This window comes from Gordonia aurantiaca, assembly GCF_039939235.1.
GTDB lineage: Bacteria > Actinomycetota > Actinomycetes > Mycobacteriales > Mycobacteriaceae > Gordonia.
The window spans coordinates 30246-55412 of sequence record NZ_JBDUUF010000015.1 but is presented as its reverse complement, the minus strand read 5'-3'; the positions used below and the strand labels follow the sequence as shown (position 1 = coordinate 55412).

22 protein-coding genes are annotated in these 25167 nt (G+C 63.7%); 10 read left to right on the top strand and 12 right to left on the bottom strand.

Annotated elements, in window-relative coordinates:
- Positions 1-178: 178 nt before the first annotated feature.
- Positions 179-1060 carry a helix-turn-helix transcriptional regulator gene (locus ABFT43_RS21150; RefSeq protein ID WP_347962239.1) on the bottom strand — a complete coding sequence of 294 codons (882 nt, stop codon included), beginning with the start codon at positions 1058-1060 and terminating at the stop codon, positions 179-181.
- 140 nt (positions 1061-1200) lie between these two features.
- Here ABFT43_RS21150 and ABFT43_RS21145 point away from each other — a divergent pair, with 140 nt between their 5' ends.
- Genes ABFT43_RS21145 through ABFT43_RS21135 form a run of 3 tightly spaced genes read left to right on the top strand, consistent with a single transcriptional unit; the run spans position 1201 to position 4658 of the window.
- A complete protein-coding gene (locus tag ABFT43_RS21145; RefSeq protein WP_347962238.1) occupies positions 1201-2817 on the top strand; it encodes an AMP-binding protein in 1617 nt (538 codons plus the stop codon).
- A 56-nt stretch (positions 2818-2873) separates the two neighbouring features.
- On the top strand, positions 2874-3656 hold the full coding sequence (locus ABFT43_RS21140; protein WP_347962237.1) for an enoyl-CoA hydratase/isomerase family protein: 783 nt from the start codon (positions 2874-2876) through the stop codon (positions 3654-3656).
- A 6-nt stretch (positions 3657-3662) separates the two neighbouring features.
- A complete protein-coding gene (locus ABFT43_RS21135) occupies positions 3663-4658 on the top strand; it encodes an MBL fold metallo-hydrolase (protein WP_347962236.1) in 996 nt (331 codons plus the stop codon).
- Between the two features lie 76 nt (positions 4659-4734).
- Here ABFT43_RS21135 and ABFT43_RS21130 read toward each other — a convergent pair whose 3' ends face one another.
- Both ABFT43_RS21130 and ABFT43_RS21125 read right to left on the bottom strand, forming a co-directional pair.
- Positions 4735-5439, bottom strand: a complete 705-nt coding sequence (locus tag ABFT43_RS21130; protein WP_347962235.1) for an RraA family protein — start codon at positions 5437-5439, stop codon at positions 4735-4737.
- Between the two features lie 246 nt (positions 5440-5685).
- Complete coding sequence (locus ABFT43_RS21125; protein ID WP_347962234.1) at positions 5686-6312, bottom strand: LysE family translocator; 627 nt, start codon at positions 6310-6312, stop codon at positions 5686-5688.
- Positions 6313-6435: 123 nt separating this feature from the next.
- Between ABFT43_RS21125 and ABFT43_RS21120 the strand changes: the two genes are divergently transcribed.
- The gene (locus ABFT43_RS21120; protein ID WP_347962233.1) at positions 6436-6888 is read left to right on the top strand and encodes an Lrp/AsnC family transcriptional regulator; all 453 of its coding nucleotides are present in this window, start codon (positions 6436-6438) and stop codon (positions 6886-6888) included.
- Positions 6889-6985: 97 nt separating this feature from the next.
- Here the strand turns inward: ABFT43_RS21120 and ABFT43_RS21115 are convergent, their stop codons facing one another.
- A complete protein-coding gene (locus tag ABFT43_RS21115; RefSeq protein ID WP_347962232.1) occupies positions 6986-8233 on the bottom strand; it encodes an IS256 family transposase in 1248 nt (415 codons plus the stop codon).
- A gap of 463 nt (positions 8234-8696) precedes the next feature.
- On the opposite strand from ABFT43_RS21115, the gene ABFT43_RS21110 reads away from it, so the two are divergent.
- From ABFT43_RS21110 to ABFT43_RS21100, 3 genes are all read left to right on the top strand, one after another.
- A complete protein-coding gene (locus tag ABFT43_RS21110) occupies positions 8697-9011 on the top strand; it encodes a hypothetical protein (RefSeq protein ID WP_347962231.1) in 315 nt (104 codons plus the stop codon).
- A 711-nt stretch (positions 9012-9722) separates the two neighbouring features.
- Entirely contained in the window at positions 9723-10889 is a 1167-nt protein-coding gene (locus ABFT43_RS21105) for a tyrosine-type recombinase/integrase (RefSeq protein WP_347962230.1), read from the top strand.
- Positions 10890-10893: 4 nt separating this feature from the next.
- Complete coding sequence (locus ABFT43_RS21100; RefSeq protein ID WP_347962229.1) at positions 10894-11898, top strand: hypothetical protein; 1005 nt, start codon at positions 10894-10896, stop codon at positions 11896-11898.
- A gap of 112 nt (positions 11899-12010) precedes the next feature.
- On the opposite strand, the gene ABFT43_RS21095 is transcribed toward ABFT43_RS21100, so the two are convergent.
- The 7 genes from ABFT43_RS21095 to ABFT43_RS21060 form a co-directional block, all read right to left on the bottom strand.
- Positions 12011-12196: a hypothetical protein gene (locus ABFT43_RS21095; protein WP_347962228.1), complete on the bottom strand. Its 186-nt coding sequence runs from the start codon at positions 12194-12196 to the stop codon at positions 12011-12013.
- A gap of 152 nt (positions 12197-12348) precedes the next feature.
- Entirely contained in the window at positions 12349-12834 is a 486-nt protein-coding gene (locus tag ABFT43_RS21090; protein ID WP_347962227.1) for a hypothetical protein, read from the bottom strand.
- Between the two features lie 184 nt (positions 12835-13018).
- Entirely contained in the window at positions 13019-14503 is a 1485-nt protein-coding gene (locus ABFT43_RS21085) for a hypothetical protein (RefSeq protein ID WP_347962226.1), read from the bottom strand.
- Positions 14504-14537: 34 nt separating this feature from the next.
- On the bottom strand, positions 14538-15563 hold the full coding sequence (locus ABFT43_RS21080) for a Fis family transcriptional regulator (protein ID WP_457590207.1): 1026 nt from the start codon (positions 15561-15563) through the stop codon (positions 14538-14540).
- A 333-nt stretch (positions 15564-15896) separates the two neighbouring features.
- Positions 15897-16625 (bottom strand): 3-oxoacyl-ACP reductase FabG, encoded by a 729-nt coding sequence (fabG, locus tag ABFT43_RS21070; protein WP_347962225.1) that lies wholly within the window; start codon positions 16623-16625, stop codon positions 15897-15899.
- A gap of 55 nt (positions 16626-16680) precedes the next feature.
- The gene (locus tag ABFT43_RS21065; protein ID WP_347962224.1) at positions 16681-17895 is read right to left on the bottom strand and encodes a CaiB/BaiF CoA transferase family protein; all 1215 of its coding nucleotides are present in this window, start codon (positions 17893-17895) and stop codon (positions 16681-16683) included.
- On the bottom strand, positions 17892-19070 hold the full coding sequence (locus ABFT43_RS21060; RefSeq protein WP_347962223.1) for an acyl-CoA dehydrogenase family protein: 1179 nt from the start codon (positions 19068-19070) through the stop codon (positions 17892-17894). Before ABFT43_RS21060 ends, ABFT43_RS21065 begins: the two co-directional genes overlap by 4 nt.
- A 91-nt stretch (positions 19071-19161) precedes the next feature.
- Here ABFT43_RS21060 and ABFT43_RS21055 point away from each other — a divergent pair, with 91 nt between their 5' ends.
- Positions 19162-20061, top strand: a complete 900-nt coding sequence (locus tag ABFT43_RS21055) for a LysR substrate-binding domain-containing protein (protein ID WP_347962222.1) — start codon at positions 19162-19164, stop codon at positions 20059-20061.
- A gap of 40 nt (positions 20062-20101) precedes the next feature.
- Here the strand turns inward: ABFT43_RS21055 and ABFT43_RS21050 are convergent, their stop codons facing one another.
- Entirely contained in the window at positions 20102-21826 is a 1725-nt protein-coding gene (locus ABFT43_RS21050) for a sigma-54-dependent Fis family transcriptional regulator (RefSeq protein WP_347962221.1), read from the bottom strand.
- A gap of 229 nt (positions 21827-22055) precedes the next feature.
- Between ABFT43_RS21050 and ABFT43_RS21045 the strand changes: the two genes are divergently transcribed.
- Both ABFT43_RS21045 and ABFT43_RS21040 read left to right on the top strand, forming a co-directional pair.
- Entirely contained in the window at positions 22056-23687 is a 1632-nt protein-coding gene (locus ABFT43_RS21045) for a flavin-containing monooxygenase (RefSeq protein ID WP_347962220.1), read from the top strand.
- Positions 23688-23769: 82 nt separating this feature from the next.
- The gene (locus ABFT43_RS21040) at positions 23770-25140 is read left to right on the top strand and encodes an NAD-dependent succinate-semialdehyde dehydrogenase (protein ID WP_347962219.1); all 1371 of its coding nucleotides are present in this window, start codon (positions 23770-23772) and stop codon (positions 25138-25140) included.
- The last annotated feature ends 27 nt before the right edge of the window (positions 25141-25167 follow it).

Here is a 25167-nt window from a genome sequence, read left to right as displayed (position 1 = left end):
GCCCCGACCGCCGAGTGGGGGCGGGGCTGTTCAACGCGAGCAGTGTGAGCGCCGTTACACCGGTGCGCACACCCCCCAAAGTGGGTCCTGCTGTTCCGCAGCCACTTTCGGGGGTAGCACTACACGGGCAGCGGGGCACTCGCCCCGGAAGCGAACCTCGGCAGCTACCGTCGGGTCGTCAGCGGATCAGACCGTTCTCCCGGGCAAGGACGATCGCCTGCACCCGGTTGGTGGCATGCAATTTGCGCATCGCGCTCTTGAGGTAGGACTTGACGGTCTCGGGCTGCAGCCCCAACGCCTCGGCGGCCTGACGGTTGCTCAGTCCGCACGCGATCTGTTCGAGAACATCGATTTCGCGGGGCCGCAGCGTGATCGGGGTAGGCGACGCCCGCGGGGCCAGGACGGGGGCGAACCGGTCACCGACGGCCTCGAGACGCGCCCGCAGCACGTCGTCCTGAATCTGTTCTGCCAACTGGGCCAGTTCCTGGGCGATGTCGTGCATGTCGGCGCGGCTGAGTCCCGGACGCTCGGCTTCGGTATCTGCCCGCATCAGACTCAGGCGCCGGCCGACTTCGTCCTCGACGGCGATGTCGCGTTCGAGGCGGCGGGCCAGCGGAGCGAAGCTGTCAAACCAGCGATCCCCCAGACGGACATGGGTCCGCGCGGCGAGGTAGATCAGAATCCGAGGTGTTCGGTCGACCACGATCGGCAGGGCGGCGAGGGTTTCGATGGCTTCGGGACGCACCGCGTGGTCGTAGACATGGGTGATGCCCTGCGCCGAGAAGTAGTCGGCTACCGAGACCGGTCGGCCGAGCATCAGCGCCTTGCCGCCGAGCCCTTCCCCGTTGCGCACCACCAGGTTGACGGCCGAGCGGGTCCGCACACCGGTCAGATCGGTGATCTCCAAGGACACCGCCCCACGCTGGACCGGGCCACCGAAGACCATGTCCATTCCGGTGTGCTTACGCAACGGCTCCAGCGCACGGGCAAGAATGCGCCGTTCGACGGGGATGGTCGTGTCGAAAGTTGCGGTCATCTCTACCTCCACCTGCTCATACAATCTCGACGCTAGTGAGTGCGGTCACATACCGGCAAGGTCGTACCCCCGAAGGGGGGTACGACCTTGGTGCCCCCTCGATCGGGGGTCCCCCGCAGGAGCATCACCGGTCACAGTTCCTCCCAGTGAACGGAGGAGCATCCATGAACCCCACGTTGAGTTACAGCATCGGCCCCACCGAGCGAGCCTTGCTCGAGATGACGATCGGCGAGAGTTTCGACGACACCGCCACGCGGTTCCCCGACCACGACGCCGTGATCGACGTGCCCACGGGGCGTCGGTGGACCTACGCCACCTTGCGCGGCGACGTCGACGCACTGGCATCGGCCTTGCTCGAGGACGGTATCGCCGTCGGGGACCGCATCGGCATCTGGGCACCGAACTGCCCGGAGTGGACGATCGTGCAGTACGCGGCGGCCAAGATCGGGGCAGTGCTGGTCAACCTCAATCCCGCCTATCGCACCCATGAACTCGAGTACGCACTGAACCACGCCGGGATCCGGATGGTGTTCACCCTCCCGTCGTTCCGGTCCTCCGATTACACCGCCATGATCACCGAGGTCACACCCCGTGCGCCGCAGCTCGAGCACGTGGTCTATCTCGGCACCGAGCAGTGGGCCGCGATGCTCCACCGCGGCAACACAACCCCGACAGCGGAGCTGGCCCAACGCCAACGCGTCCTACAACCCGATGACCCAATCAACATCCAATACACCTCGGGCACCACGGGGCTGCCGAAAGGCGTGACCCTCTCACACCGCAACATCCTCAACAACGGTTTCTTCGTCGGCGAGCTGCTCGGCTACACCGAACACGACCGGATCTGCGTGCCGGTGCCGTTCTACCACTGCTTCGGCATGGTGATGGGCAATCTCGGCGCGACAACTCACGGCGCCTGTGTGGTCATTCCCGCACCTGCCTTCGATCCGGCCGCGACACTGCGAGCCTGCGCGCAGGAACAGTGCACCTCGCTCTACGGCGTGCCGACGATGTTCATCAGCATGCTCGACGTTCCCGACTTCGCCTCCTATGATCTGTCCGCGTTGCGCACCGGGGTGATGGCCGGCTCGCCGTGCCCTGTCGAAATCATGAAGCAGGTCACCGCCTGGGTGCCCGAGGTGGCCATCGCATACGGAATGACCGAAACCTCCCCCGCCTCCGCGCAGACCTGGGTCGACGATTCGCTCGACCGTCGCGTCACGACCGTCGGACGCGCCCACCCGCACGTCGAGGTCGCCATCGTCGACCCGGTCACCGGCGAGACCACACCTCGTGGACAGGCCGGGGAATTGTGTGTACGCGGCTACTCGGTGATGCTCGGTTACTGGAACGATCCCGACAAGACCGCCCAGGCCATCGACGCCGACGGCTGGATCCACAGCGGGGACCTGGCCGTGATGGACACCGAGGGGTACCTCGCAATCACCGGACGGATCAAGGACATGGTCATCCGCGGCGGGGAGAACATCTACCCCCGCGAAATCGAAGAACTCCTGTACACCCACCCCGACATCCTCGACGCCCAGGTCATCGGCGTGCCCGACGACAAGTACGGCGAGGAACTGATGGCCTGGATCCGCCTGCGCTCCGGTGCAGACCCGCTCGACACCGCCGCACTGCGCGCCTTCTGCACCGGCAAGATCGCGCACTACAAGATCCCGCGCTATGTGCACTGCGTCGACGAATTCCCGATGACCGTCAGCGGCAAGGTCCGTAAGGTCGCAATGCGCGAACAGGCCCTGCAGATCCTTGACCTCTGAACATCAGAGTCGCTGTAGAACAACATATTTCAACCCATTTTGTGAAGGAGATTGTGATGAGCTGGGACATCGAGCGTCGGGGTCGCGTCGCGGTCGTGACGATGAACACCAATGCGGTCAACGCCCAGAACCGGGCGTTCTTCGCCGATCTGCACGAGGCCTTCGATTGCCTCGAACGCGACCATGCGGACGCCCCGGTCGTGCTGACCGGTGTCGGTGCCCGGTTCTCCGCCGGCCTCGACCTCGGTGAACATTTCCGGCTCTTCGCCGGCGACACCGACAAGGTCGCGGACTGGTTCCAGGACTACCGCGCCACGAACATGCGCCTGTTCACCTACCCGCGCCCGACCGTCGCCGCAGTCAACGGACACGCCTTCGCCGGCGGTCTGATCACTGCCGCGGTGTGTGATCGCACCGTCGGTGCCGCCGGCGAGGCCCGGTTCGGGATCAACGAAGTCAACATCGGCATCCCCATGCCCGCGGTCTATCTGCGCATGCTCACCTACGCGTGGGGACAGCCGGTGGCCTCCCGTACGTGCCTGCAGGGCGAGATCTTCACCGTCGAGCAGGCCCACGCCATGGGCATCCTGCACGAGGTCGTGCCGCCCGAGGACCTTCTCGACCGGGCCGTCGCGATCGCCGAACTGACCCCCCAAGACTGCCTCGACGATTACGCCTACACCAAACGCGCCCTGCAGGCCCCGGCGTTGCGCGATATCGCCGAGCTCTCCGACCCCCTCGATCGCAGCGAACTCGCCGCCGGGATGACCAGCGAACCGTCCCGGCGAGCCCACCGCCGGTACTGGGAGCAGCTCAAGGGCCGCCCCGCCGACTGGTGACCACCCATGTCCACCCAGAACGCCCACGAGATGCTCCCGGACTGGCTGATCTGGCAGCAACGACCGTTCCCCGATGCGAACCTGCTGCTGATCGACGGCCGTGAGCCAGCGCTCATCGACAGCGGATTCGTCGGACACGCCGCCGATACCGCCGCCTGGGTCGAGGCCCACACCCGGGATCTGCAGTGGGTCGTCAACACCCATTGGCACGCCGATCACGTCGGCGGCAACGCACTGCTGCAGGCCCGCGGCGCCGGCATCGCCGCGAGCGTCCCGGACGCTGCCGCCCTCGCCCGCCGCGATCCGGGGTGTTGCCTGGCCGAATATCTCGACCAACCGGTCGCCCCGTACACCGTCGACGAACCCCTCACCGACGGTGCGGTGCTCCGCCTCGGCGACACCGACTGGCAGATCGTGTCCACCCCGGGACACACCCCAGGGCACCTCGCCTTGTGGCAGCCCGACGACGGCCTGCTCATCGTCGGAGATGCGTTGTCGAACTACGACGTCGGATGGGTCAACATCGCACTCGACGGACCGGACGCTGCCGCGACCGCATCGGCATCGATCCAACGCCTGACCGAACTCAGCCCGCGCGTCGTGCTCCCCGCACACGGACCGATCCCGTCCGACCCGTCGGCAGCGCTGGTGAACGCGCAGCGGCGCGCCGACCGCCTCGTCGCCGACCACGAGGGTGCCGTCTGGTACGGGCTGCGGCGAATCTTCGCCTACGCCTTGATGATCCGAAACGGTATCGACACCGACGGAGTGGAATCATATCTGCAGGACCGTGCCTGGCTGATCGACGGAGCGCGGCTTCTGGGGACCAGTCCGGAGGCATTGGCCGCCGAGCTCGTAAACACCATGGTCCGTAGCGGCGCGGTCGTGGTGCGGTGCGGTCGCCTACACGCCACCGCCGAGCACTCGTTCGTGCCACCCGGGTCGGTGCGCACACCGTTTCCCCGCGCCTGGCCGTCGCCCACCCCCGGACAAGCACCATGACGCAGCGAGACGCCGACCGTCCCGAAACCATCAGGTTCCGGACGATCGGCGATCTCGCCGCAGACAACACCAAGTGTTATTCCTCGATGGCTCCGCCGACAGCCCGCAAGTGCTGACGGAAGGTGATGCCCTCGCGATCACGCCGGGTCAGATACTCGGCGAAATGTGCCTGCGCACGGAAACTGGTGCCGTCGTGCATACGTGCAGCCTGGTTCCGCTCGGTGTCACGGATCGCGGTTGCGGCAGCAGCGATGTCTGCGGCCCGGTCCAGCGGCAGGAACAACACACCGTCCTCATCGCCGAGAACGAAATCATCGGCAGTGACCCGATGCGTTCCCACCTGCGCACTAGTGAGCGCCTCCGATGACTGGGGGTCGAGTCGCTGCGGCCCTGCCGGCAGTGCGCCGCAACTGAAGACGGGGAGACCGATGGAGCTGAGCTCGCGTGAGTCCCGGTGAAACCCCCAGATGACGATCCCGGCGAGCCGCGCATGGTGAGCCTCGAGAGTGACGAGGTCACCCACGCAAGCTTCGTCATCCCGACCGTCGTTGTCGACCACAAGGACCTCGCCGGGACTGGAACGATCGATGGCTTCGAGAAACACATCGACGCTGCCGGTGTGGCGCGCGGGACGAATCCGGCCGACGATATGCACGTTTCCCCATAGGGGCCGAACACTCGGTGGCGCCTGACGAACCGGTAGATCCAAACGCATGACCGCATCCGCGACATGCGGCGTGGTCAACATATGGAAGGTTCGTCGAAGTTCGTATGAGTCCATCAGGATCGGTCTCCTTGCACGGTAGAAACGCGAAGTCCGCGTACGTCGCAGAGCACTACAAGAACTCCTCATCACAATCGGGAGGAATGTGCGAACTGTGCATGTCGCTGGGTCGGATATCCATGTCAGGCAATGACATCCGACATTTCATGGTGAACCGATTCGAAAGAATCCAAACAGCACACATCTCCTTTCCGAACATCGACCGAACGCATTGGAGGACGACAGTCGCTGTCCCAGTGCACCTCATGTCATGAGCCGCTCGAACAACAACACCACCCCGAGAGTGACCATCACCGCTCCCGAGACCACGGTCACCACCCGCGCCGCGGTGGGTCGAGCACGGAGCACCACCCGCGCACCGGCGCCGACCCCGAGGTAGACCACCGCACAACTGACCGTGTGCACCACACCCAGCACCACGATCTGCAGTCCGAGCGGCCATGAACCCGCCGAATCGGTGAACTGCGGCAACAACGCCACGAACAACAGCACCACCTTCGGGTTCAGCCCACTGACCCCCAAGCCGGTCACTGCCTGCCGAAACCACGACTGCGTCACGTGTCCTTCGGCGGCCTGGACCGCGGCGGTCGAGCGCACAAGCATCACCGCGCCCAACCACACCAGATACACCGCTCCCGCCACCGTCAGCACCGTCATGAACACCGGACTTCGAGCAACCAAAGCCGCAACCCCCGCGGCCACCACCGCCGTCATCAGCAAATGGCCCGACAACATCCCACCCACCGCCGGCAGCACGGTCCGGTGCCGCAAACCTGCCGTGATCGCATACGCCCAATCCGCTCCCGGTGTCAGCACAAACACGAACGACACCGCCCAAAACGCGGCAACAGCGCCGACCGCCACTTTCACCCTCCCTCACCAACCCAGACGAACCCGCAGTTCGAGGCCCTGGCAGAAAGACTAGGAAGAGTTCGGGAGAACACGTTGCCAAAGATCCCTGCAAACAAGGACTATTGGGGAAAGATCTCGTACATGGACAGTACGGACAGGAAGATTCTTGCTGAACTCCAGCACGACGGGCGACTGACCGTCACCGAACTCGCCGACCGGGTCCGTCTGAGCATCTCCCCCTGCCACCGACGGCTTCGCGCACTCGAGCAGTCCGGCGCCATTCGTGGCTACCGCGCCGTCCTCGACGCCCCTACTTTGGGTCTGGCCTTCGAAGCACTCGTTTTCGTCACCATGCACTCCTCGGACCGCGCCACCCTGGACGCCTTCGAATCCGCGGTCGTCGACATCCCCCACGTCCTTCAAGCACAACGCCTCTTCGGCGATCCCGACTACCTACTGCGCGTACTTGCCCGCGACCTACCGGCCTTCCAGGAGCTCTACGACGAACAACTCGCGACCCTTCCCGGAGTCCAACGACTCAGCTCCACCCTGGTCATGAAGAGCATCGCCGACGACCGGCCACTCCCCCTATAACAGCTTCTTGCCCTGACCAAACGATAGTGCCCCGTGGAGTGGTGGACTTCGGATCGGCTCAGCAATACACGTAGCGATCAACGAGTCGCGGTGAATACTATGCTGTTTCGCTCGAGCCGGTCAACGACACCACCGGTTCGGTAGCGTGCTGCTTCGCGGCGATCACCGCTCGGAGCTCGTCCATGCTCACATCCGAGACATACCGGCGGGTGACCTGCCATTCGTCGTGCTGCTCGATGACCACCGCGGTCGCCAGGCGCAGGAACGCCGCCGGATTCGGGAAGATTTCCACCACGTCGGCTCGACGCTTGATTTCCTTGTTGAGCCGCTCGATCGGATTGTTGGACCAGATCTTCTGCCAGTGCGCCTTCGGAAAAGCGGTGAACGCCAACACATCGTGTTTGGCGGCCTCCATCAACGCCGCGGCCTTCGAAAACGACCCGGAGAAGGTGTCGGTGACCTGGTCCCACTGCGCGGCCACCTCGACCGGGTCGGTGTGCGCGAAGATCGTCTTGACCGCGGCCATCACCGGCGGCACGTGCTTCGAGGACACCGCGGCACGGATGTTGCGCATGAAATGTACCCGGCACCTCTGCCACGATGATCCCGCGAACTGCTGCATCACTGCAGCTTTGAGCCCACTATGGGCGTCGGAGATCACCAGATGCACCCCGGACAGACCCCGGGCCTTGAGGCTGGTGAGGAACTCGCGCCAGAATTCGAAGGATTCACTGTCGCCGACGGCGGTGCCGAGGACCTCGCGGGTGCCGTCGATCGACACCCCGGTCGCGACGACCAGCGCCTGCGAGACCACATGCGCACCGACCCGGACCTTGCAGAAGGTGGCGTCGAGGAACACGTACGGAAAGCTCGTGTGCGTGAGCGTCCGTTCGCGGAACCGGGCGATCTCGCCGTCCAGACCGGCACAGATCCGCGAGACCTCCGACTTCGAGATCCCGGATTCGACGCCCAGGGCGCCGACCAGGTCATCGACGCTGCGGGTGGAGACGCCGTGCACGTAGGCCTCCATGACCACCGCGTACAGGGCCTTGTCGATGCGCCGGCGCCGCTCCAGCAAGGATGGGAAGAACGACCCCGACCGCAATTTGGGGATCTTGACCTCCACATCGCCGCTGGTAGTGGCCACGGTCTTGGTGCGATGTCCGTTGCGATGGGTGATGCGCTTGTCGGTGCGTTCGTAGCGGCCGGCGCCGAGCTTGTCGGTGGCTTCGGCTTCGATCAACGCCTGCAGGCCGGTGCGGATCAGTTCGGCGAACACGCTGGCGCTGTCGGCACCGGTGAGTGCGTCGAGTTGGGCAAGCAGTGCAGAATGGTCGTGGGTCATCGCGTGGATGCTTTCTGTGAGTCACTTTGGTCGGTAACTCGTTGATCACTACGCGATGGCCCACCCTCGGCGAAGGAGCGACACGCCGCGGACCTGGCCGGATGCCTTCAGCCGATTCCCACCACTCCCTGGGACTTACCCGACCAAACCGTCGTCCACCTACAACCGGTATCGACATCCAGCGAAGCCTGACAGCACATACCGCTGCAAAATGACGGATCGCAGGCGTGGTGACAGTGCTCGTCACCATTCGTCCACGTTCATGAACAGACGATGCTCACCACAAGGATGCACGCCGCGCCAGTGCCCACCCAGCACGGTGAACGAGCGCAGTCCCAGGACCATCCCCTGCGGATCCGCCGCGTAATCCACCACCCGTGTCCACTTACTGGGAGTAAGGCCCTCCTGTTATTCGTCGGCCATCCGCACCCACGGCGCCTGCCCCGGATGTGCGAGCCGCCGGATGCTGCCCAGGCGCAACGCCGACGGCGACGCCGTCTGCATGGACTGCGCAGGAATTTCCCCCGACCTACACCGCCGCCGCTGCGGGCACGAAGAAGAGAGCTACCGTGCCGGGCTCTGTGCCCGATGCGCTCTGCGGGACGACCTGCACACAGTTCTGTGCCCCACCAACAACGCCGAGGACCCTCGCCAGCAGCTCCTCGAGGCCGCCCTGGCCACCGCGGCACGTCCCCAGAGCATGCTCACCTGGATGCGGGGCACACAGGCGGCGACGCTGCTCCACACGATCGGTGCCAGCGAGGTGAAGCTCAGTTGAGAGGTCGTACGAAAGTGTCAGCAGGTAGGCCGTACGAAATGTCATCAACGAAATCGGATCTCTCGCCAGCTCGATGACCGGATCCTGACCAGTGCTGCTGACATTTCGTGCGGCCTACCGCTGACATCGGTGACGTTTGCGCAGGTCAGGGGCTGACAGTTTCGTGCGGCCTCTCACCGAGCATGCGGGGTTGTTGGAGAGAACCTGCAGGTAGAGCAATTGCCTGCCGCAACTTTGTGGCAGAAACCTTGCACTTACCTCGGGTGCTGTGGCAATGCCTCAGATCCGATGGCACAGAACACCTACAAACAGTTGTAGGTTCTGGCCGAACTTGTCAGTAGTGCAGCGCGTGGACCTGCGATTTTCCAAGTTCGTGTCAGCCAGGGGTTCTCACGATCTTGTCAGAATCCTCGGACATCCCGGGCGGCGTGAGACAACTCGAGGGGCCTGAGCTGGGGAAATCAGGTCTGGGTGACACTAAATGCGGAAAATGACATGCGAGTGACATGGAATCTGGAAAGTGACACGTCCTCGTGGAACCTACAATCAGACAAATCGGGCACTTTGGTGACCTGGGGGTTAGTCATTCACGGTTTCTGCGAGGTGACCGACGAAAATTTCCATTTCCGCACCGTCTGCCCCGAAACCCCAGACCAGCGCGTTTTCTGCTGCAGACAGGACTGTCAGGGGCCGTCCGGTAACGTGCCCGAGGTGCACACCCAGCCGGAACCAGCAGAGAACGCGCCCCTCGCGGCGACCGAGGCGATCTCGGGCCCGGCGCTGCCGGACATCTCCGTGGCCACGGCGGCCCGGATCGCCGCGTCGGTCGGTTCGGCGCGGGCGCCTGGCACCCGCGCCACCTACGCCTCGGCCTGGCGGCGGTTCACCACCTGGTGCATCACCGAAGGACATACCGCGCTGCCGGCGCACCCGGTCACCGTCGCCGCCTATCTGGTCGCCGCCGCCGACACCCTCGCCGAGGACGGCACCCGCGCCTACGCCCCGGCCACCCTGGCCCGCTGGGTCGCCGCGATCGCGCACCACCACCGCCAGGCCGGACAACCGAGTCCCAGCGGGGACGAGCTGGTCCGGCAGACCCTGTCCGGGATCCGCCGCGACTACGCCACCGCCGGGGACCGACCCCGCGTTCCGCGTGCACCGTTGCTCACCGCCGATGTGCTGGCGATCGTCGAGCAGGCCCGGGCGAGCTGCGAAGGCTGGGCGGACGAGGTGCTCGAACGCCGCGACAGTGCGATCCTGCTGCTCGGCTACGCCGGGGCGTTCCGGCGCAGCGAACTCGTCGCCCTGCGCTGTGGGGACGTGACGGTGCATCGTCTCGATGGCCTGCATGTCCGGCTGAGGAAGTCGAAGACCGATCAGGAGGGCCGCGGCAGTATCCGCGCCCTGCCCTTCACGCACGAGCACAGCAGTTGTCCGCCGTGCGCGTGGATGCGGTGGGCGCAGGTCGTCGCTGCGTTCGACACGGGCGGCCGGCCCGCGGTGATCCGGCTGCTGCGCAGCGCGGAGCCGTTCGCCGCGCATGTGTGCCGGGGGACGCGGCCCCGCACGGTCTCCGACGCGCCGTTGTTGCGGTCGATCCGCAAGAACGGCAACCTCTCCGACACACCGTTGTCGGGGGCGGCGGTGCACAAGGCGATCCGTCGCCGCGCCGCACTCGCCGGCTACGACCCCGACCTCGTCAAACAACTCGGTGGGCATTCGCTGCGGGCCGGGTTCGTCACCCAGGCGTTCCGCAACGGCGCCTCCGCGCACGCGATCATGCGCCAGACCGGGCACAGCACCCCCGCCATGCTCGAGGTGTATGCCCGCGAACACGCACCGCTGCTCGGCAACGCCGTCACCAACCTGGGCTTATGATTCGATGCGGACCTCGATCGAGCGACACGACACGCTGCGCCCCGCACCGCCGGATGTGGTGGTCCCGACACGGTATCGGCACGACTGGGCCCTGTTCGCCGACTGGTGCCTCGCCGCCGACCACTCCCCCATCCCCGCAGATCCGGACACGCTCGCACGCTTCGTGCACGAACACCCCGCCGCGATCGCGACCCAGCGGCGGCGCCTCTCGGCGATCAACGCCGTGCACACCCGGCACGGCTATCCCGCCCCCGGCCGCACCGAGGAGGTGCGTCGACGCCTCGACACTGCTCGCGCCACCCGACTGGAGCGCCTGGCCCAGCTGCTGCTGCAGCGTGCACTCGAGTTGCCGCACACCGGCTGGCCGAGTGGACTGTTCGGCCGCCGCGATGCCCTGCTCCTCGTGCTGGCCTCGACCGGAATGAGCTTCACCGATATCGCTCGCCTGCGCCGCCGCAGCATCACCATTCGCGACGACATACTCGTGGCTACCACCGCTACCGGGCAGCATTTTCGCGTGCCGCCGAATCCCGAGACCGGAGACAACCCAACCGTGGTGATCTACCGGCGGTGGGCACAGGCCCAGGCCTTTCTCGACCTGTATCCCGGCACCCACCTGCTGCGCCACCATCTCGCCAACCCGAAGGAGATCGTCACCGATCCGCTGGACGCCGAACAGGCCCGGCAGCCGTTATTGTGTCCGATCGACCGCTGGGGACACCTGCCCCACGCCCGGCAGATGACCGCGCAATCGGTGTCGACACTGGTGCGGGCACATCTGTCGGGGCGGGCACCGCTCCGGACGACGTTGACCGTGGATGTGCTCGATGAGACGGATCTTTGGGGCGAACCCGAAGTCGACCTCGACCCTACCTACTACGAGCGCGGCACCGCGGCTCGCCGCCGCGACCACGAGGCCCTCGATGATCTCGCAGAGGCCTTCGACGAGATCGATCGACGAGCCGAGGCGTTGCTCAACGAGTTGTTGGGAGCGCTGGAGGAGCTGTGACCGCACCGGCCGGCATGCCGGAGTCCGTGAGCGCGGCCGACACTGCGACGTGGGTGCGTGCACGCCACGCACGCGGCACATGCACATCGCTTCGGGCCCCGCACCTGCACGTCTAGGGTCCCATCGTCGAGCAGATCGCGCGCCGCGAGTCCCGTTCAGACTTGAAGTGGATGCGTTCCTGACCTTTCATCCGCAATCCCGTCAGGGTGCGGCGGGCGTGCTCAAGCGCCGACGGGTCCGCGACCGCAGCGACGACCATGATGCCGCGGACGGTGTTCTCGTCGATGAAGGCCTGCACGGGTATCGAGCCTAGAGAGGACGTACCCGCCCTCTGGCAAGAGGTCAGCTCCGCCGTCCTGGTAAACGGTGCGACGTCTTTGGCGGCCTGCTCGTCCAAGAAGACGACCCGGCCGCCAAAGCGTGCTTCAGTCTGCTCTGCGGTGCCGGCTACTATCTGTCGAAAATCGCTTCCGCCGAGCCCGTTCCAGGCAGACCCGAGGCGCTGCCGGTTCCGGGGAAACCGTCTACGCTACCTGTCCCAGGCGTCTCCACCGGCGTCTCTGCCTGTGGGTCCGGAACGATAGCTTCGACCATCGCAGTGGCAGTGGACTGTCTTCCTGATGCATCGACGACCCGCAGAGTCACTTCATGGGTACCGGGCTGCTGGAATGTATAGAACAGCAGGTTCTCGCAGTCCAGCGTCTGGCCTTCTACTTCGATGTTCATCTGTAGCGGCGGAGTGCCACCGATGCTGCCCCCGCACCCGATCAAGGTGTCGTATCCGACTGCCACCACAGGTTCGATGTCCAGCACGGCTTGGGGAGCAGACTCGATAGAGTCGATGGCCGAGCCTAGTGCGTCCCCAAAATCGATTCCCGAGTCGATGTCGAATGTGCTGCCACCGGAGGCACCCGCGATCGGATCCAAAGAGTTCACCAGATCTCTCGTTCCGATCCCATAGAGGGTGACCGGCAGCCCTAACCAGCCTCACTGTCGCCATCGACCGGATGCAAAAACATCAATCGGCGAAAAAGGCCACGCCGCCTTGACCCAGGCGTATGCCGTCGCGTCAATTCGCGTTGATTGCGATATTGATTCAAGTGGAGAACGGCCCCCGAAGCTAACTTTTTCCCGTGTCCTGGCTATTGGCCTTCGCATCTTCGCGACGACGCGAAGGCGGAAGTTCCTCGAAGATATCGTTCAGGTCATCCCAACCGTCGATAACACCGACTGTTGTGAGCAGCACATCGGCAATTTCCCCACACCTCTCAGGTTCCGCAAGAGCAGTTCTAGCCATAATCAGCAGTTGAAGGCCACTCACCAAGCAGTGCTCACGCATCTCAGCGTATCGGCGCATCTGGTCGGGAAATGTTGGTTTCGTTCGGGCCAAGGGCGGCTGATCGCGGTAGGAGTTGATAACGAGAATACCTTTCGCGGTACGCCCTAATTCGAGCTCCTCAGCAACCCACTTTTCAAGCTGCGCACAATGGGACTCAGCTGCACTCTTTGTGACGCCCTTAGTCTCCACCACGATCGCGATCTCGCCATATTCTCCACGCACATCGGTTCTTCCAGGAATAGTGGGTTGAAGTTTGAATCCAATCGCCGTCAGAGCTCTAGCAACAGCCTCTTCTAATAGCGTTCCAGACCCGGCGACGAGAAGCTTCCATTGCTGATCGGACTCCAATGCAACCTCAAGTCCGTCCATCTCAGCCTGAATTCTAGCCATTTCCAGGCGAAGCTCATCCAACTTTCGCGACCGCTGCACTTCTGATCGGAAGAGGTAGTGACCAACCCAATCCGGCCAAACGATTTCATCCGAACGACAAAAACTCAGCAACCAGTCCAATACCATCCGGTCCACGGCCGAGCTATCCGATTCAATTTCGTCTCCACCAGCATCTTCCTCAAGACTATCCACTTCATCGACTGAGTCGTAACCAGCACTGGCAACTCGACTGCCGGAGATGTCATCGACGTCATCGTCATCGTCTTCAACCGCACCTGTGACCAAGACGGGAAGGAATACAATATCCCCTTGCAAATAGGCCGTACACGCAGCCGTGACTTTAGGAGTTCCTTTAATCCGTAGGAGCGGTCTGAAATCCTCAGGACATTCGATGATGCACGCGTAACACCACCATTCTGACGTCTGCCGATATAACGGACCTATCGAACTGTCCGCCGGTTCCATTTCATCACCGAGCGCCGCCCACCGTTTTGGGCGCTTAGGCAAGGAGTCCAAGATGTCACATCTTGTCACAATGGTCGTCGTGTGGCGATTGCGCCCGGTACCAGAGTATTGCCTTTCCCCTGAGTCGACATAGACGCGAGCATCACCCGGCAGGAAAACGACAAGCGTCCGGCCGAGTTTCAAGAATTCTTCGAAGTCGTTCCTGCGACGCGCAATTGCCTGCCTGAGGCTCGGGGAATCGTGGTCAGAGATGCGCGGTAATCCACCATAGGAGCCACTCGTTCTAAAAGCTTGCATCGACGAGTGCGGATCCCAAATCACCATGTCATAGTCGTATAGCGAGTGAGTTGAATCGAAGCGAGCTCTCGCTGCGTCGATCTCCATATTGCAGTCAAGGAGCAGTATTCTCATTCGAATGGTAGTCCTCCGTGTCGATTTCACATGATCAATGGTCGCCAAAATTGCTCACATACTCTGCATAGGTAGCCGCAGATTCCACCGCATGTCTCTCAATCGTCGCGGGGGAGTAGCCAAGTACATCCGCAAGGATCGAAGGTGGTGCAAGCTTTGTGAGTTCGTGGAGCGTTCCGAGACGGGCCGCCCTGGTACTGAAGGTCGTCGTGAGCCGCGTTCGTAAGTGCCCCGGGTTGATGTGTTGGCCCGGCATGTATCCGCGGAACACCCATGTCGTGGCCGGATGCGCAGCGGTGTTCGCGAGGTCGCGCTCGCCGGCGAGGTAGCGGAATGGCTCATCAAGGGGTTCGGGTAGGGCGATGGCGATGTCGCCGAGAGTTACTGTCACAAGCTCGTCGGAGACAATTACGTCCTCCCAGGTGAGTTTGACGACGCGGTCGATCTGTTGGCCGAAGACGAGGACGAGGATTGCCGCAGCTCGGTCTCGAGGATTGAGTGCCGGTTGGTTCGACGTGATGCTGTCGACGGCATCCTGCTGGTCCTCAGCACTCATCTTGCGACTGCCACGACGGTGCGGTGTCATCGTTAGATTCGCAGGGACCAGCTTGGTCTTGATCGCCCACGAAAGGAAGCGGATGGCGAACTCTCTCGTGCTCGGACCTGCGGCTTGCCAAGCGTCCAGGTCGGTCTGAGACAGGTTCGTAACCGAGACGTCCCGGCCGGTGAGCCAGTTGAGGAAGTCGATTGTTACAGTGACTGTTTGCTTGGATCTCAAGAAAGTTCCTTGCGACACCGACTCCATCGAATGCATCTGGCGTAGGTGGTGCCACCGGATATAGCGGTTTACGACGTCACGATGTTCCTCGGATGTCACACGGCTGAGGGCTTCGTTAGACCATTCGATATAGCGGTGGAGCAGTCCGTCCCTAGGCGGAAGGATCTCGTGGGTCACCAACAGCTCTCGAACGTACTCGCGCGTTCGTGACTGCGGTAACGCATCGACCACGATCGTGGTGCCGTCGGGTGCGGTCTTCTTGCCCGTGCCGTACTGGTCCACCCAGTGCTTCAGGGTGCCCCGCGCGACCCCCAAATTACACCGCCGCCGGACGGACCGGAGACGCCCGAGCAGGAGCTGGCCCGGCTCCGGGCGCGGGTGCGTGAGCTCGAGGTCGAGACCACGTACAAGTCGACGGCCTGACGACGGAACTCTTCGGAGTAGTTCTTCCTGGCCATGGTTCTCGGATCATCTCGCTTCCCCAGCACCAAGTGCTGGATTCAGCGTGTCCAAGAACCGGGGTCAGGCCCCGACACCTCGTCGCGCTTCTCCCAGGCATACCGTGCCCTCCCGATAGATCCTCATTTCGTCGGGGGATATTTGGTACCAAGGGTGTTACATGTAGCGGCCGCCTGTGACCTCCGCGACCGTTCCGGTCATGTACGACGACAGGTTCGACGCGTAGAACAGCGCGACGGACGCGATCTCGGAGGGCTCCCCGGCCCGCTGCATCGGGATCTCGGACATCTTCTGGTCCCACGCCTTCTGCGGCATCGCCTCGGTCATGGCCGTGCGGATGAGGCCGGGCTGGATGGCGTTGATGCGCACCCCGAGATGCGCGACCTCCTTGGCCGCGGCCTTCGTCAGACCGACGATGCCGGCCTTGGCCGCGGAGTAGTTCGTCTGGCCGATGAAGCCGACCTTGCCGGAGATCGAGGACAGGTTGATGATCGAGCCGCCGCCGTTCTCACGCATGATGCCCGCGGCCAGGCGCGTGCCGTTCCAGCATCCACGCAGGTGCACGGAGATCACGTCGTCGAACTGCTGCTCGGTCATCTTGCGCATGGTGGCGTCGCGCGTGATGCCCGCGTTGTTGACCATGACGTCGAGGGAACCGAAGGAGTCCACCGCCCGGTCGAGCAGGGTGGCCACGTCGTCGGAGGAGACGACGTTGCAGCCGACGCCGAGGGCCTCGGTTCCGAGGGAGGCGGCCGCCTCCTTCGCCTTCGCCTCGTCGAGGTCGCCGATCACGACCAGGGCGCCGTTGTCCGCGAAGGTGCGGGCGATCGCGTATCCGATCCCCTGGGCACCTCCGGTGATCACCGCGGTTCGTCCGGTCAGCATGAGTGTCCTTTCGTCGAAATCCGGTTCGTCGGATCGCAGATGTCGTCGGTAGATGTCACCGCGCGGACGCGGGATGGAACCTGTCGGCCTGCACCGCGATTCCGTCGGCCAGCGCGGTGTCGATGTCGTCCGGGTCCATCCCGGATTCCGTCAGGAGGACGTAGGTGTGCTGACCGAGTGCCGGGACGTCGCCCATCCGTGCCTCGACGTCCGTGAAGGTGGCCGGCGGAAGCAGCGCATCGACCTCGGCGTTCTCGGTGCCGACGGTGCGCCAGCGATTCCGGGCCGTGAGCTGCGGGTGGGCGACGACCTGGTCGAGTTGTTTGATCTGCGCGGCGGGCACACCGGCGGCGGCGAGTCGCGCATCGAGTTCGGCGGTGGACCAGCGGGCGGTCCGTTCGGCCACGGCCGCGTCGCACGCGGCCCGGTTCTGCACGCGGTCGATGTTGGTCGCGAAACGCGGATCGTCTGCGAGTTCGGGTGCCTCGAGGACATCGTGGACGAGTGCGCGCCAACCGTTCTCGCTCTGCACACCGATCAACACCTGACCGTCCCGGGTGGGATACGCGTCGTACGGCGCGATGGACGTGTGGCTCAGTCCCATTCGCGCAGGTTGCCTTCCCGTGTACATCTGCGTGTACATCGAATGCCCCATCCATTCGACGATGGCCTCGAGCATGGACACATCGATCACCGAACCTTCGCCGGTGCGACCCCGGCGCAGGAGCGCCGCCAGAACCGCCTGTGCGCAGTACATTCCGGACGCGATGTCGGCGGTGGGGATTCCGGTCTTCACCGGCGTCTCGGGTGTGCCCGTGATCGAGATCAGACCAGCCTCGGCCTGGATGAGCATGTCGTAGGCCTTGCGCTGTTCCATCGGCCCGCCGGCACCGAACCCGGAGAGGTTCACCACGATCAGTTCGGGATGCTCGGCACGCAGCTGCTCGGCCCCGAGTCCGAGACGCTCGGCCGCACCGGGTGCGAGGTTCTGCACGAAGACATCCGCACGATCGATGAGATTCTTGACGGCTGTGCGCCCTTCCGGCCTCTTGACGTCGACGGCGAGCGATTCCTTGCCGCGGTTGAGCCACACGAAGTGCGCACCGGTGCCGTGTACGGCGTGGTCGTAGCCGCGGGCGAGGTCGCCTCCGTCGGGGCGCTCGACCTTGATCACGCGGGCGCCGAGGTCGGCGAGGTTGCGGGTGGCCAAGGGTGCGGCCACTGCCTGTTCGAGCGCGACGACGGTCACGCCCTCGAGCGGGAGCGTCATTTCGTCTTCTTCTGTTCTTGCTTGACGAGTCCGCCGCCGATGATCAGACGCTGGATCTCGCTGGTGCCCTCGTACAGACGCAGCAGACGCACGTCGCGGTAGATCCGCTCGACGGCGACCTCACGCATGTACCCGCTGCCACCGTGGATCTGCACCGCGAGATCGGCGACCTTGCCGACCATCTCGGTGCAGAACAGCTTCGCCACCGACGGCGCGATACGACGGTCGGTCTCCTCCACCCACGCCTTCGCCGCGTCGCGCACCAGAGCGCGACCGGCCATCACCCCGGTCTGCTGATCGGCGATCATCGCCTGCACCAACTGGAAGTTACCGATCGGCGTGCCGCCCTGGGTCACCGCGGCCGCATAGGCCACCGATTCGTCGAGCGCACGCTGGGCCTGACCGACCGACAGCGCGGCGATGTGCACGCGACCACGGGCGAGCGAGACCATCGCGGCCTTGTAACCGACATCCTCGCTGCCACCGACGAGCGCGAAGTTCGGCACCCGCACCCCGTCGAAGTGCACATCCGCGGTCCAGGCACCTTCCTGGCCCATCTTCGCGTCCTTGTTGCCCACCGTCAGACCGGGAGTATCGGCGGGGACGAGGAAGACCGCGATGCCGGTGCCGTTCTCGTCCGCGGGACGGGTGCGGGCGAAGACGACGAACAGGTTCGCCAGCGGCGCGTTGGTGATGAAGCGCTTCTCACCGGTGATGATCCAGTCGTCGCCGTCGCGCACGGCCTTGGTGCGCAGACCCGACGGATTCGAACCGGCACCGGGTTCGGTGAGCGCGAACGCGGCGACGACCTCGCCGGAGGCGATGCCCTCGAGCCACTGCTTCTTCTGCTCGTCGGTGCCGAAGTTCACCAGCACCTGACCGGCGATGCCGTTGTTGGTACCGAACATCGAGCGCAGCGACAGGGTCGTGTAGCCCAGCTCCATCGCGAGTTCCGCGTCCTGCTGCAGATTCAGGCCGAGACCACCCCATTCCTGCGGGATGGCATATCCGAACAGGCCCATGTCCTTCGCGGCCTGGCGGATGTCCTCGGGAATCGCGTTCGTCTCGGCGATCTCCTGCTCGCGCGGGACCACACGGGTGCGGACGAATTCTCGAACGTGTTTGAGGATGTCGGCAAAGACGTCGTCCGACACCTCTGCAATGAAGTTCTGCATGGGTAGGACTATGACCCTCGAATTGTGAACAGTCCAATACTTAATTCGCAGCTATGATATAACTCTAGCGGCATAAATGGAGGTCGGTAGTATGGATATTCCTCAGTTGCGCGCGTTCCTGGCTGTCGCCGAAGAGCTGCACTTCGGTCGAGCAGCCGAGAAACTTCGGGTGGCGCAGCCGCATCTCAGCCGCACCATCAAACAACTCGAACGCGAGCTCGACACCGTGCTCTTCGAACGCAACACCAGATCGGTCACACTGACCGCAAGTGGGCACGCTTTGGTCGGACCGGCTCGAGACGTATGCGATGCCCTGCGCCGCGCCGAAGCTTCGGTACGTTCGGCCGCCGACGGCGAAGTCGGCCTGGTTCGGATCGCGTTCGCGGGAGTATCCACTCACCGGCTTGTAGCCCGCCTCGCCCGCATCGTGCGGTCTCAGCGTCCGGGAATCCGGCTCGAACTTTCCAGCCAGAACTTCGCTCAACCCGCGATGAAAAAGCTGGTCACGGCCGATACAGACATCGCGCTGGGTCGGTGGGACATCATCCCAGCGGAGGTGACCGCCCGCGTGGTGATGCCGGACGCTCTTGTCGTTGCCCTGCCGGATACGCATCGACTGGCCGGAGCGCGACAGTTGTCGATCGCCCAACTCGCCCACGACAGCTTCGTTTCCCTGCCACCCCACGAAGGAGCGGTATTGCCGGACCGGCTACGCCGCCTGGCGCATGCCAACGGATTCGTCGCCGATGTCGTACAGGTCGCCCCCGACACACAGACCGCTCTGGCACTCGTCAGCGCGGAAGTCGGGTGCCACTTGACCTTGGCGTCGGTCGCAGGCAACGAAACCGACCCGCATGTGGTGTTCATTCCCCTCGACGAGACGACCACCGACGTGGACTTGAGAGTGGCATGGCGCCGCGACGACTCCGACCCTGCACTCCACGCCGTGTTGAACGTGATGTTCGCCCTTGACGACGCGACAAGTGCCTGACCCTGTCGCCATCACGGCCAGCGGAAACCTCCCCGAATAATCACAGAGAGCTTTCGCCGCTGTCGAGGTCGAAGTGACGCAAGCGGCGGTACAAGGTGGTTCTCCCGATACCGAGCAGCGCCGCCGCTTCGGACTTGTTACCTCCTGTAGCTGTAAGAGCTTTGATGATGGCTTCGCGTTCGGCTGTCTCGATCAGGCTCAAATCCCGCTTCGGCGCCGGCTGCTGGAGAAGCACCGGCAGGTCCCTGCGTTCGATTACCGCGCCGTCGACGTGTTGCACGACAGTAGTCACGACCTCGACGAGTTCGGTGATATTGCCGGGCCAACTCCATTGCATCAACGACTGCAGCGCCGCCGGCGACATAGTGTGTCGGCTTCGAGGGTCGGCATGGTTGAGGATGCGTTTGACCAGCGGGGGTATGCGTTCGGGCGTCTGAGCAAGCGGTCGAGTACGGGCCACAGGACCGATCTCGTCGATGAGGGTGCGCACCCTCGCTGCGGCACGGTCATAGGACGCTGTCAGCAGCAGCGTGCTCCCGCGATCTCCTGTCTGCACAGCCGTGCGGTGACGGGCGACCATATTCAACAAATGACGTGATTCCCACTCTGCGACCTCGTCGACTCGACGGAGCAGTACATCGGTACCTTTTGCGAGCCTGTCCTCGAGAGCCTTCCAGTCGGTCGGGATAATCGAGTCCACCATCACGACTTCGAGGTCGCGGCCGCCCGACCGCTCGGCGTGCATCTCTCGGGCAACAGTGGCACGGCCGGATCCGCGGGGCCCCTCGACGAGGATCACATCCGTGCGTTCGGGCTGCCTGGTATGGACCGCACCGCGCTGCGAACTCGACGGCAGTACTGTGCGGCGTTCGTCCCGGTCCGGTTCCGCGAAGTGAACGACGAAGTGAACCCGTGGCCCCTCGACGACACGACGGGCCGTGACCTCGACATTCGTCGAGTCGAGACGAATCCGGGCGATTTCGCTGGAAGACCAGTTATGGGCGTTGAGCGTCTCCCAGAGTACGACGTGAGAATCGACAGTGACATAGGACAGACCAGGAGTGTTGGCCAGCAAGGATTCTCGGTCCATGACCACGGTGGGGCGTTGGGAGTTGGTGTAGCGAATGAACGACATCGCCAGAGCCAGATCTTGGGGACGAGAGAACGTGCGTAGGCGTTCTTCGATCTGTTGGCCGATCTCACGAGTGAGCGAGAGCATCAACGGACTGGCGTTGTCGATCGGTCCCCCGAGTGAGATCGAGCCGATCACCATGCCCGTGGGTGTGGACACCGGCACCGCGGCGCAGGCCAGACCGGACAACGCATCGTTGTAGTGTTGGCTGCCTTCGACATAGATCGGGCGCTTTTCGATCATCGACGTACCCAGGCCGTTGGTACCTATTGCATCTTCTGAATAGTCGAAGCCCTCGGCGGCATGCACACGGTCCAGGCGACGCAGCAACCCGTGATCGCTGGTGCGGCGCGCCACGATGCTTCCACCCCGATCACTGAGGAACAACGTCGTTCCGGTGTCGACGAGTTGATGTTGCCAACGGTCGAGCACCGGGGCGGCGGCTCGACACAGAATCGAGTCGGTGTCGATGTCTTCATAGCGCGGGGGAACTGCAGCACTATCGACACTGTTGCCGAGCGAGCGGCGCCAACTGCGCATGATTACGTCCGGGACGACACCGTCAGGTTCGCTGTGGTGAAGAAGGCCGGCCCGGATCAGTTCCTGTCGTGCTCTGCGAACCGGATCGCTCATGGTGTCCCTTCCTCGTGTTCTGCAGCCCAGCCTGCGTCAGCAGGCACAGAAAATCCAGCATACGCAACTCACGATTCTTGCAAAGTAGGCATAAGCGCAGTTCAGGACGCCCTTTGTGCAGTGTTCCATATTGGTACACCCCGCACTGTTACCCGTCCTCCCAACATGGTTGTCAAGTGAAGTACGCCACATCGGTCGCGTCGACCGAAGGAGTGAAGGAGAAACACTGATGGATGCAGCCGCACCCGACCAGGTCCACGAACTCGACGCTGTGGTCATCGGCGCAGGCTTCGGCGGGATCTACGCGCTGTATAAGTTGCGCAACGAACTCGGTCTCGATGCGGTGGCCCTCGACAAGGCTGCCGGGGTAGGTGGTACCTGGTTCTGGAACAAGTACCCCGGTGCACTGTCGGACTCCGAAGGTTTCGTCTACCGCTACTCGTTCGACCGCGAGTTCTACGAAAAGACCCTGTGGAAGACCAAGTTCGTCACCCAGCCGGAAATCCTGTCCTATCTCAATGGCGTCGTCGACCGCTACGAACTGCGTCCGCACATCCAGCTCGAAACCGGTATGACCGGCGCCGCATTCGACGAAGCCTCGGGCACTTGGACGGTGCGCACCGATCGCGGCCCGATCTACCGCTGCCGTTTCCTCATCACCGGACTGGGCCTGCTCTCTGCGACGAACATCCCCGATTTCCCCGGTATGGACTCCTTCGCCGGACAGGTGGTACACACCGGTGCCTGGCCCGAAGGCCTCGACCTGACCGGCAAACGAGTCGGCGTCATCGGTAACGGTTCGACCGGAATCCAGGTCATTACTGCCACAGCACCGATCGCCGCGCACCTGACGTCGTTCCAGCGCACCCCTCAGTACAGTGTCCCGGCCGGTAACCGAGAACTCACCGACGCCGAGATCCAGTCCTACCGTGACAACTTCGAAGCGACCTGGGAGCAGGTCTGGAACTCGAACACGGCTATGGGATTCGTCGAAAGCGACGTTGAAACCTTCAGCCTGTCCCCGACCGAACGCGAAGCGGTTTACGAGCGCGCCTGGAACGAAGGCGGCGGCTTCCGCTTCATGTTCGAAACTTTCGCCGACATCGCCACTGACGAACAGGCCAACGAGGAAGCAGCGCGATTCATCCGCCGCAAGATCTCCGAGATCGTCAAAGATCCCGAAACCGCCCGCAAACTCACTCCCACCGACATGTATGCCCGCCGCCCACTGTGCGATTCGGGGTACTACGAGACGTTCAACCGCCCGAACGTTTCCTTGGTCAGTGTTCGTGAAACCCCTATCACCGAAGTCACGGAAAAAGGCATCCTCACCGCGGACGGAACCCTCCACGAACTCGACGTGCTCATCCTGGCAACCGGTTTCGACGCGGTCGATGGAAACTACATGCGCGTCGACATCCGCGGTCGCGGAGGCCAACGCCTCGCCGACCACTGGAGCGAAGGGCCGACAAGCTACCTGGGCATGACCACCAGTGGATTCCCGAACATGTTCATGATCCTCGGGCCGAACGGACCGTTCACCAATCTGCCCCCGTCGATCGAGACGCAGGTCAATTGGATCACCGACGCCGTCGCCCATGTTACCAACACGGCTGCGGGATGGATCGACGTGCGCGCAGAAAAGGAAACCGCATGGACGGAACTGTGCTCGGACATCGCGAATGCGACCGTCTTCGCCAAGGCCGACTCCTGGATCTTCGGAGCCAACATCCCCGGTAAGAAGCGCTCGGTTCTGTTCTATCTGGGCGGCCTGAAGGAGTACCGCGCCCTCATCGGCGACGAAGCAGGCTCAGGGTACCCGGCCTTCGTCACCCGCTCGGACGTTCTCTCCGCCGTCTGACAAGCACTTCACCGACAGGCAGGGACGGTCCGCATGGACGAGGCGGACCGTCCCGCTCGACTCCGTCAATGAAAGACGAGCAATGACTACGTACGCAACGGTCAACCCGGCCACCGGAAACCTCGAGCGGGAATTCGCGAACTTCACCGATCAGCAAGCGCAGCAAAGCCTGGCCACAGCCCACGAAGCCTACCGACGCTGGCGCACAACCGATCTGTCACAGCGCGCCGAAGTGCTGGCCCGGACCGCCGAACTCTACCGTCGGCATGTGCAGGAACTGGCCGAGTTGACCACCCTCGAAATGGGCAAACCGATCGCTCAGGCGAAAGGCGAAGTCGAGCTCTCCGCTTCGATCTACGAGTACTACGCCACGACCGGCCCCAAACTGCTCGACGACGAGACCCTCGACATCGCTGGCACTGGCCGCGCGGTCGTACGCACCACTGCGATCGGTGTACTGCTGGGCATCATGCCGTGGAACTTTCCCTACTACCAAGTTGCTCGTTTCGTAGCCCCGAACCTACTGCTGGGCAACACCATCTTGCTCAAACACGCCGGCTCCTGCCCCCAGCAGGCACTCCGTATCGCCGAAATTCTCGATGAAGCCGGCGCCCCACACGGGGTGTACCAGAACACCTTCGTCACCACCGACCAGGTCGCCACGATGATCGCCGATCCACGGCTGCAGGGCGTATCGCTGACCGGATCCGAAAAAGCCGGCAGCGCCGTGGGTGCCCTCGCCGGCCGACACCTGAAAAAGTGCGTTCTCGAGCTCGGCGGATCAGATCCTCTCCTGGTCCTGCCGGGTGCCGATCTCACCCGTGCCGTCGACGCCGCGGTGACCGGCCGGTTCTGGAACGCCGGGCAGGCCTGCACCTCATCGAAGCGGATAATCATCGACAGTTCGATGTGGAACGACTTTCTCACCTCCTTCGTCGAGAAGGTCGAGCAGTGGCACCCGGGGGATCCAATGAACGAGAACACCCGACTCGGTCCCATGGCCTCCATCGACGCACGTGCCGATCTCGCAGCTCAGGTCGATGATGCCGTCGCCAAAGGCGCGGTATTGCATCTCGGCGGGCAAATCCCCGACGGTCCCGGCGCCTACTATCCCGCCACCGTCCTGTCCGGAGTCACACCGGACATGCGCGCCTACCACGAAGAACTCTTCGGTCCCGTGGCCGTTCTCTACAAAGCCGACTCCGTGGACGAGGCGATCGACCTCGCCAACGACTCCCCGTACGGACTCGGCAGTGCAATCTTCACCGACAACGAGCAGCAAGCCCACGCGGTAGCGAACCGCCTCGACGTCGGCATGGTCGGGATCAACACGACCATCCGCAGCGCCCCCGACCTGCCCTTCGGCGGCGTCAAGAACTCCGGCATCGGACGTGAGCTGGGGCGGTACGGACTCGACGAATTCGCCAACAAGAAGCTCGTACGGATTCTTTGACCACTGATCGCCCACCCCCCTGAGAAG

Coding starts and splice junctions, on each gene's coding strand:
- ABFT43_RS21145 (WP_347962238.1), top strand. CDS start 1,201: ATGAACCCCACGTTGAGTTACAGCATCGGCCCCACCGAGCGAGCCTTG.
- ABFT43_RS21140 (WP_347962237.1), top strand. CDS start 2,874: ATGAGCTGGGACATCGAGCGTCGGGGTCGCGTCGCGGTCGTGACGATG.
- ABFT43_RS21135 (WP_347962236.1), top strand. CDS start 3,663: ATGTCCACCCAGAACGCCCACGAGATGCTCCCGGACTGGCTGATCTGG.
- ABFT43_RS21130 (WP_347962235.1), bottom strand. CDS start 5,439: ATGGACTCATACGAACTTCGACGAACCTTCCATATGTTGACCACGCCG.
- ABFT43_RS21120 (WP_347962233.1), top strand. CDS start 6,436: ATGGACAGTACGGACAGGAAGATTCTTGCTGAACTCCAGCACGACGGG.
- ABFT43_RS21115 (WP_347962232.1), bottom strand. CDS start 8,233: ATGACCCACGACCATTCTGCACTGCTTGCCCAACTCGACGCACTCACC.
- ABFT43_RS21110 (WP_347962231.1), top strand. CDS start 8,697: ATGCTGCCCAGGCGCAACGCCGACGGCGACGCCGTCTGCATGGACTGC.
- ABFT43_RS21100 (WP_347962229.1), top strand. CDS start 10,894: ATGCGGACCTCGATCGAGCGACACGACACGCTGCGCCCCGCACCGCCG.
- ABFT43_RS21085 (WP_347962226.1), bottom strand. CDS start 14,503: ATGAGAATACTGCTCCTTGACTGCAATATGGAGATCGACGCAGCGAGA.
- fabG (WP_347962225.1), bottom strand. CDS start 16,625: ATGCTGACCGGACGAACCGCGGTGATCACCGGAGGTGCCCAGGGGATC.
- ABFT43_RS21065 (WP_347962224.1), bottom strand. CDS start 17,895: ATGACGCTCCCGCTCGAGGGCGTGACCGTCGTCGCGCTCGAACAGGCA.
- ABFT43_RS21060 (WP_347962223.1), bottom strand. CDS start 19,070: ATGCAGAACTTCATTGCAGAGGTGTCGGACGACGTCTTTGCCGACATC.
- ABFT43_RS21055 (WP_347962222.1), top strand. CDS start 19,162: ATGGATATTCCTCAGTTGCGCGCGTTCCTGGCTGTCGCCGAAGAGCTG.
- ABFT43_RS21050 (WP_347962221.1), bottom strand. CDS start 21,826: ATGAGCGATCCGGTTCGCAGAGCACGACAGGAACTGATCCGGGCCGGC.
- ABFT43_RS21045 (WP_347962220.1), top strand. CDS start 22,056: ATGGATGCAGCCGCACCCGACCAGGTCCACGAACTCGACGCTGTGGTC.
- ABFT43_RS21040 (WP_347962219.1), top strand. CDS start 23,770: ATGACTACGTACGCAACGGTCAACCCGGCCACCGGAAACCTCGAGCGG.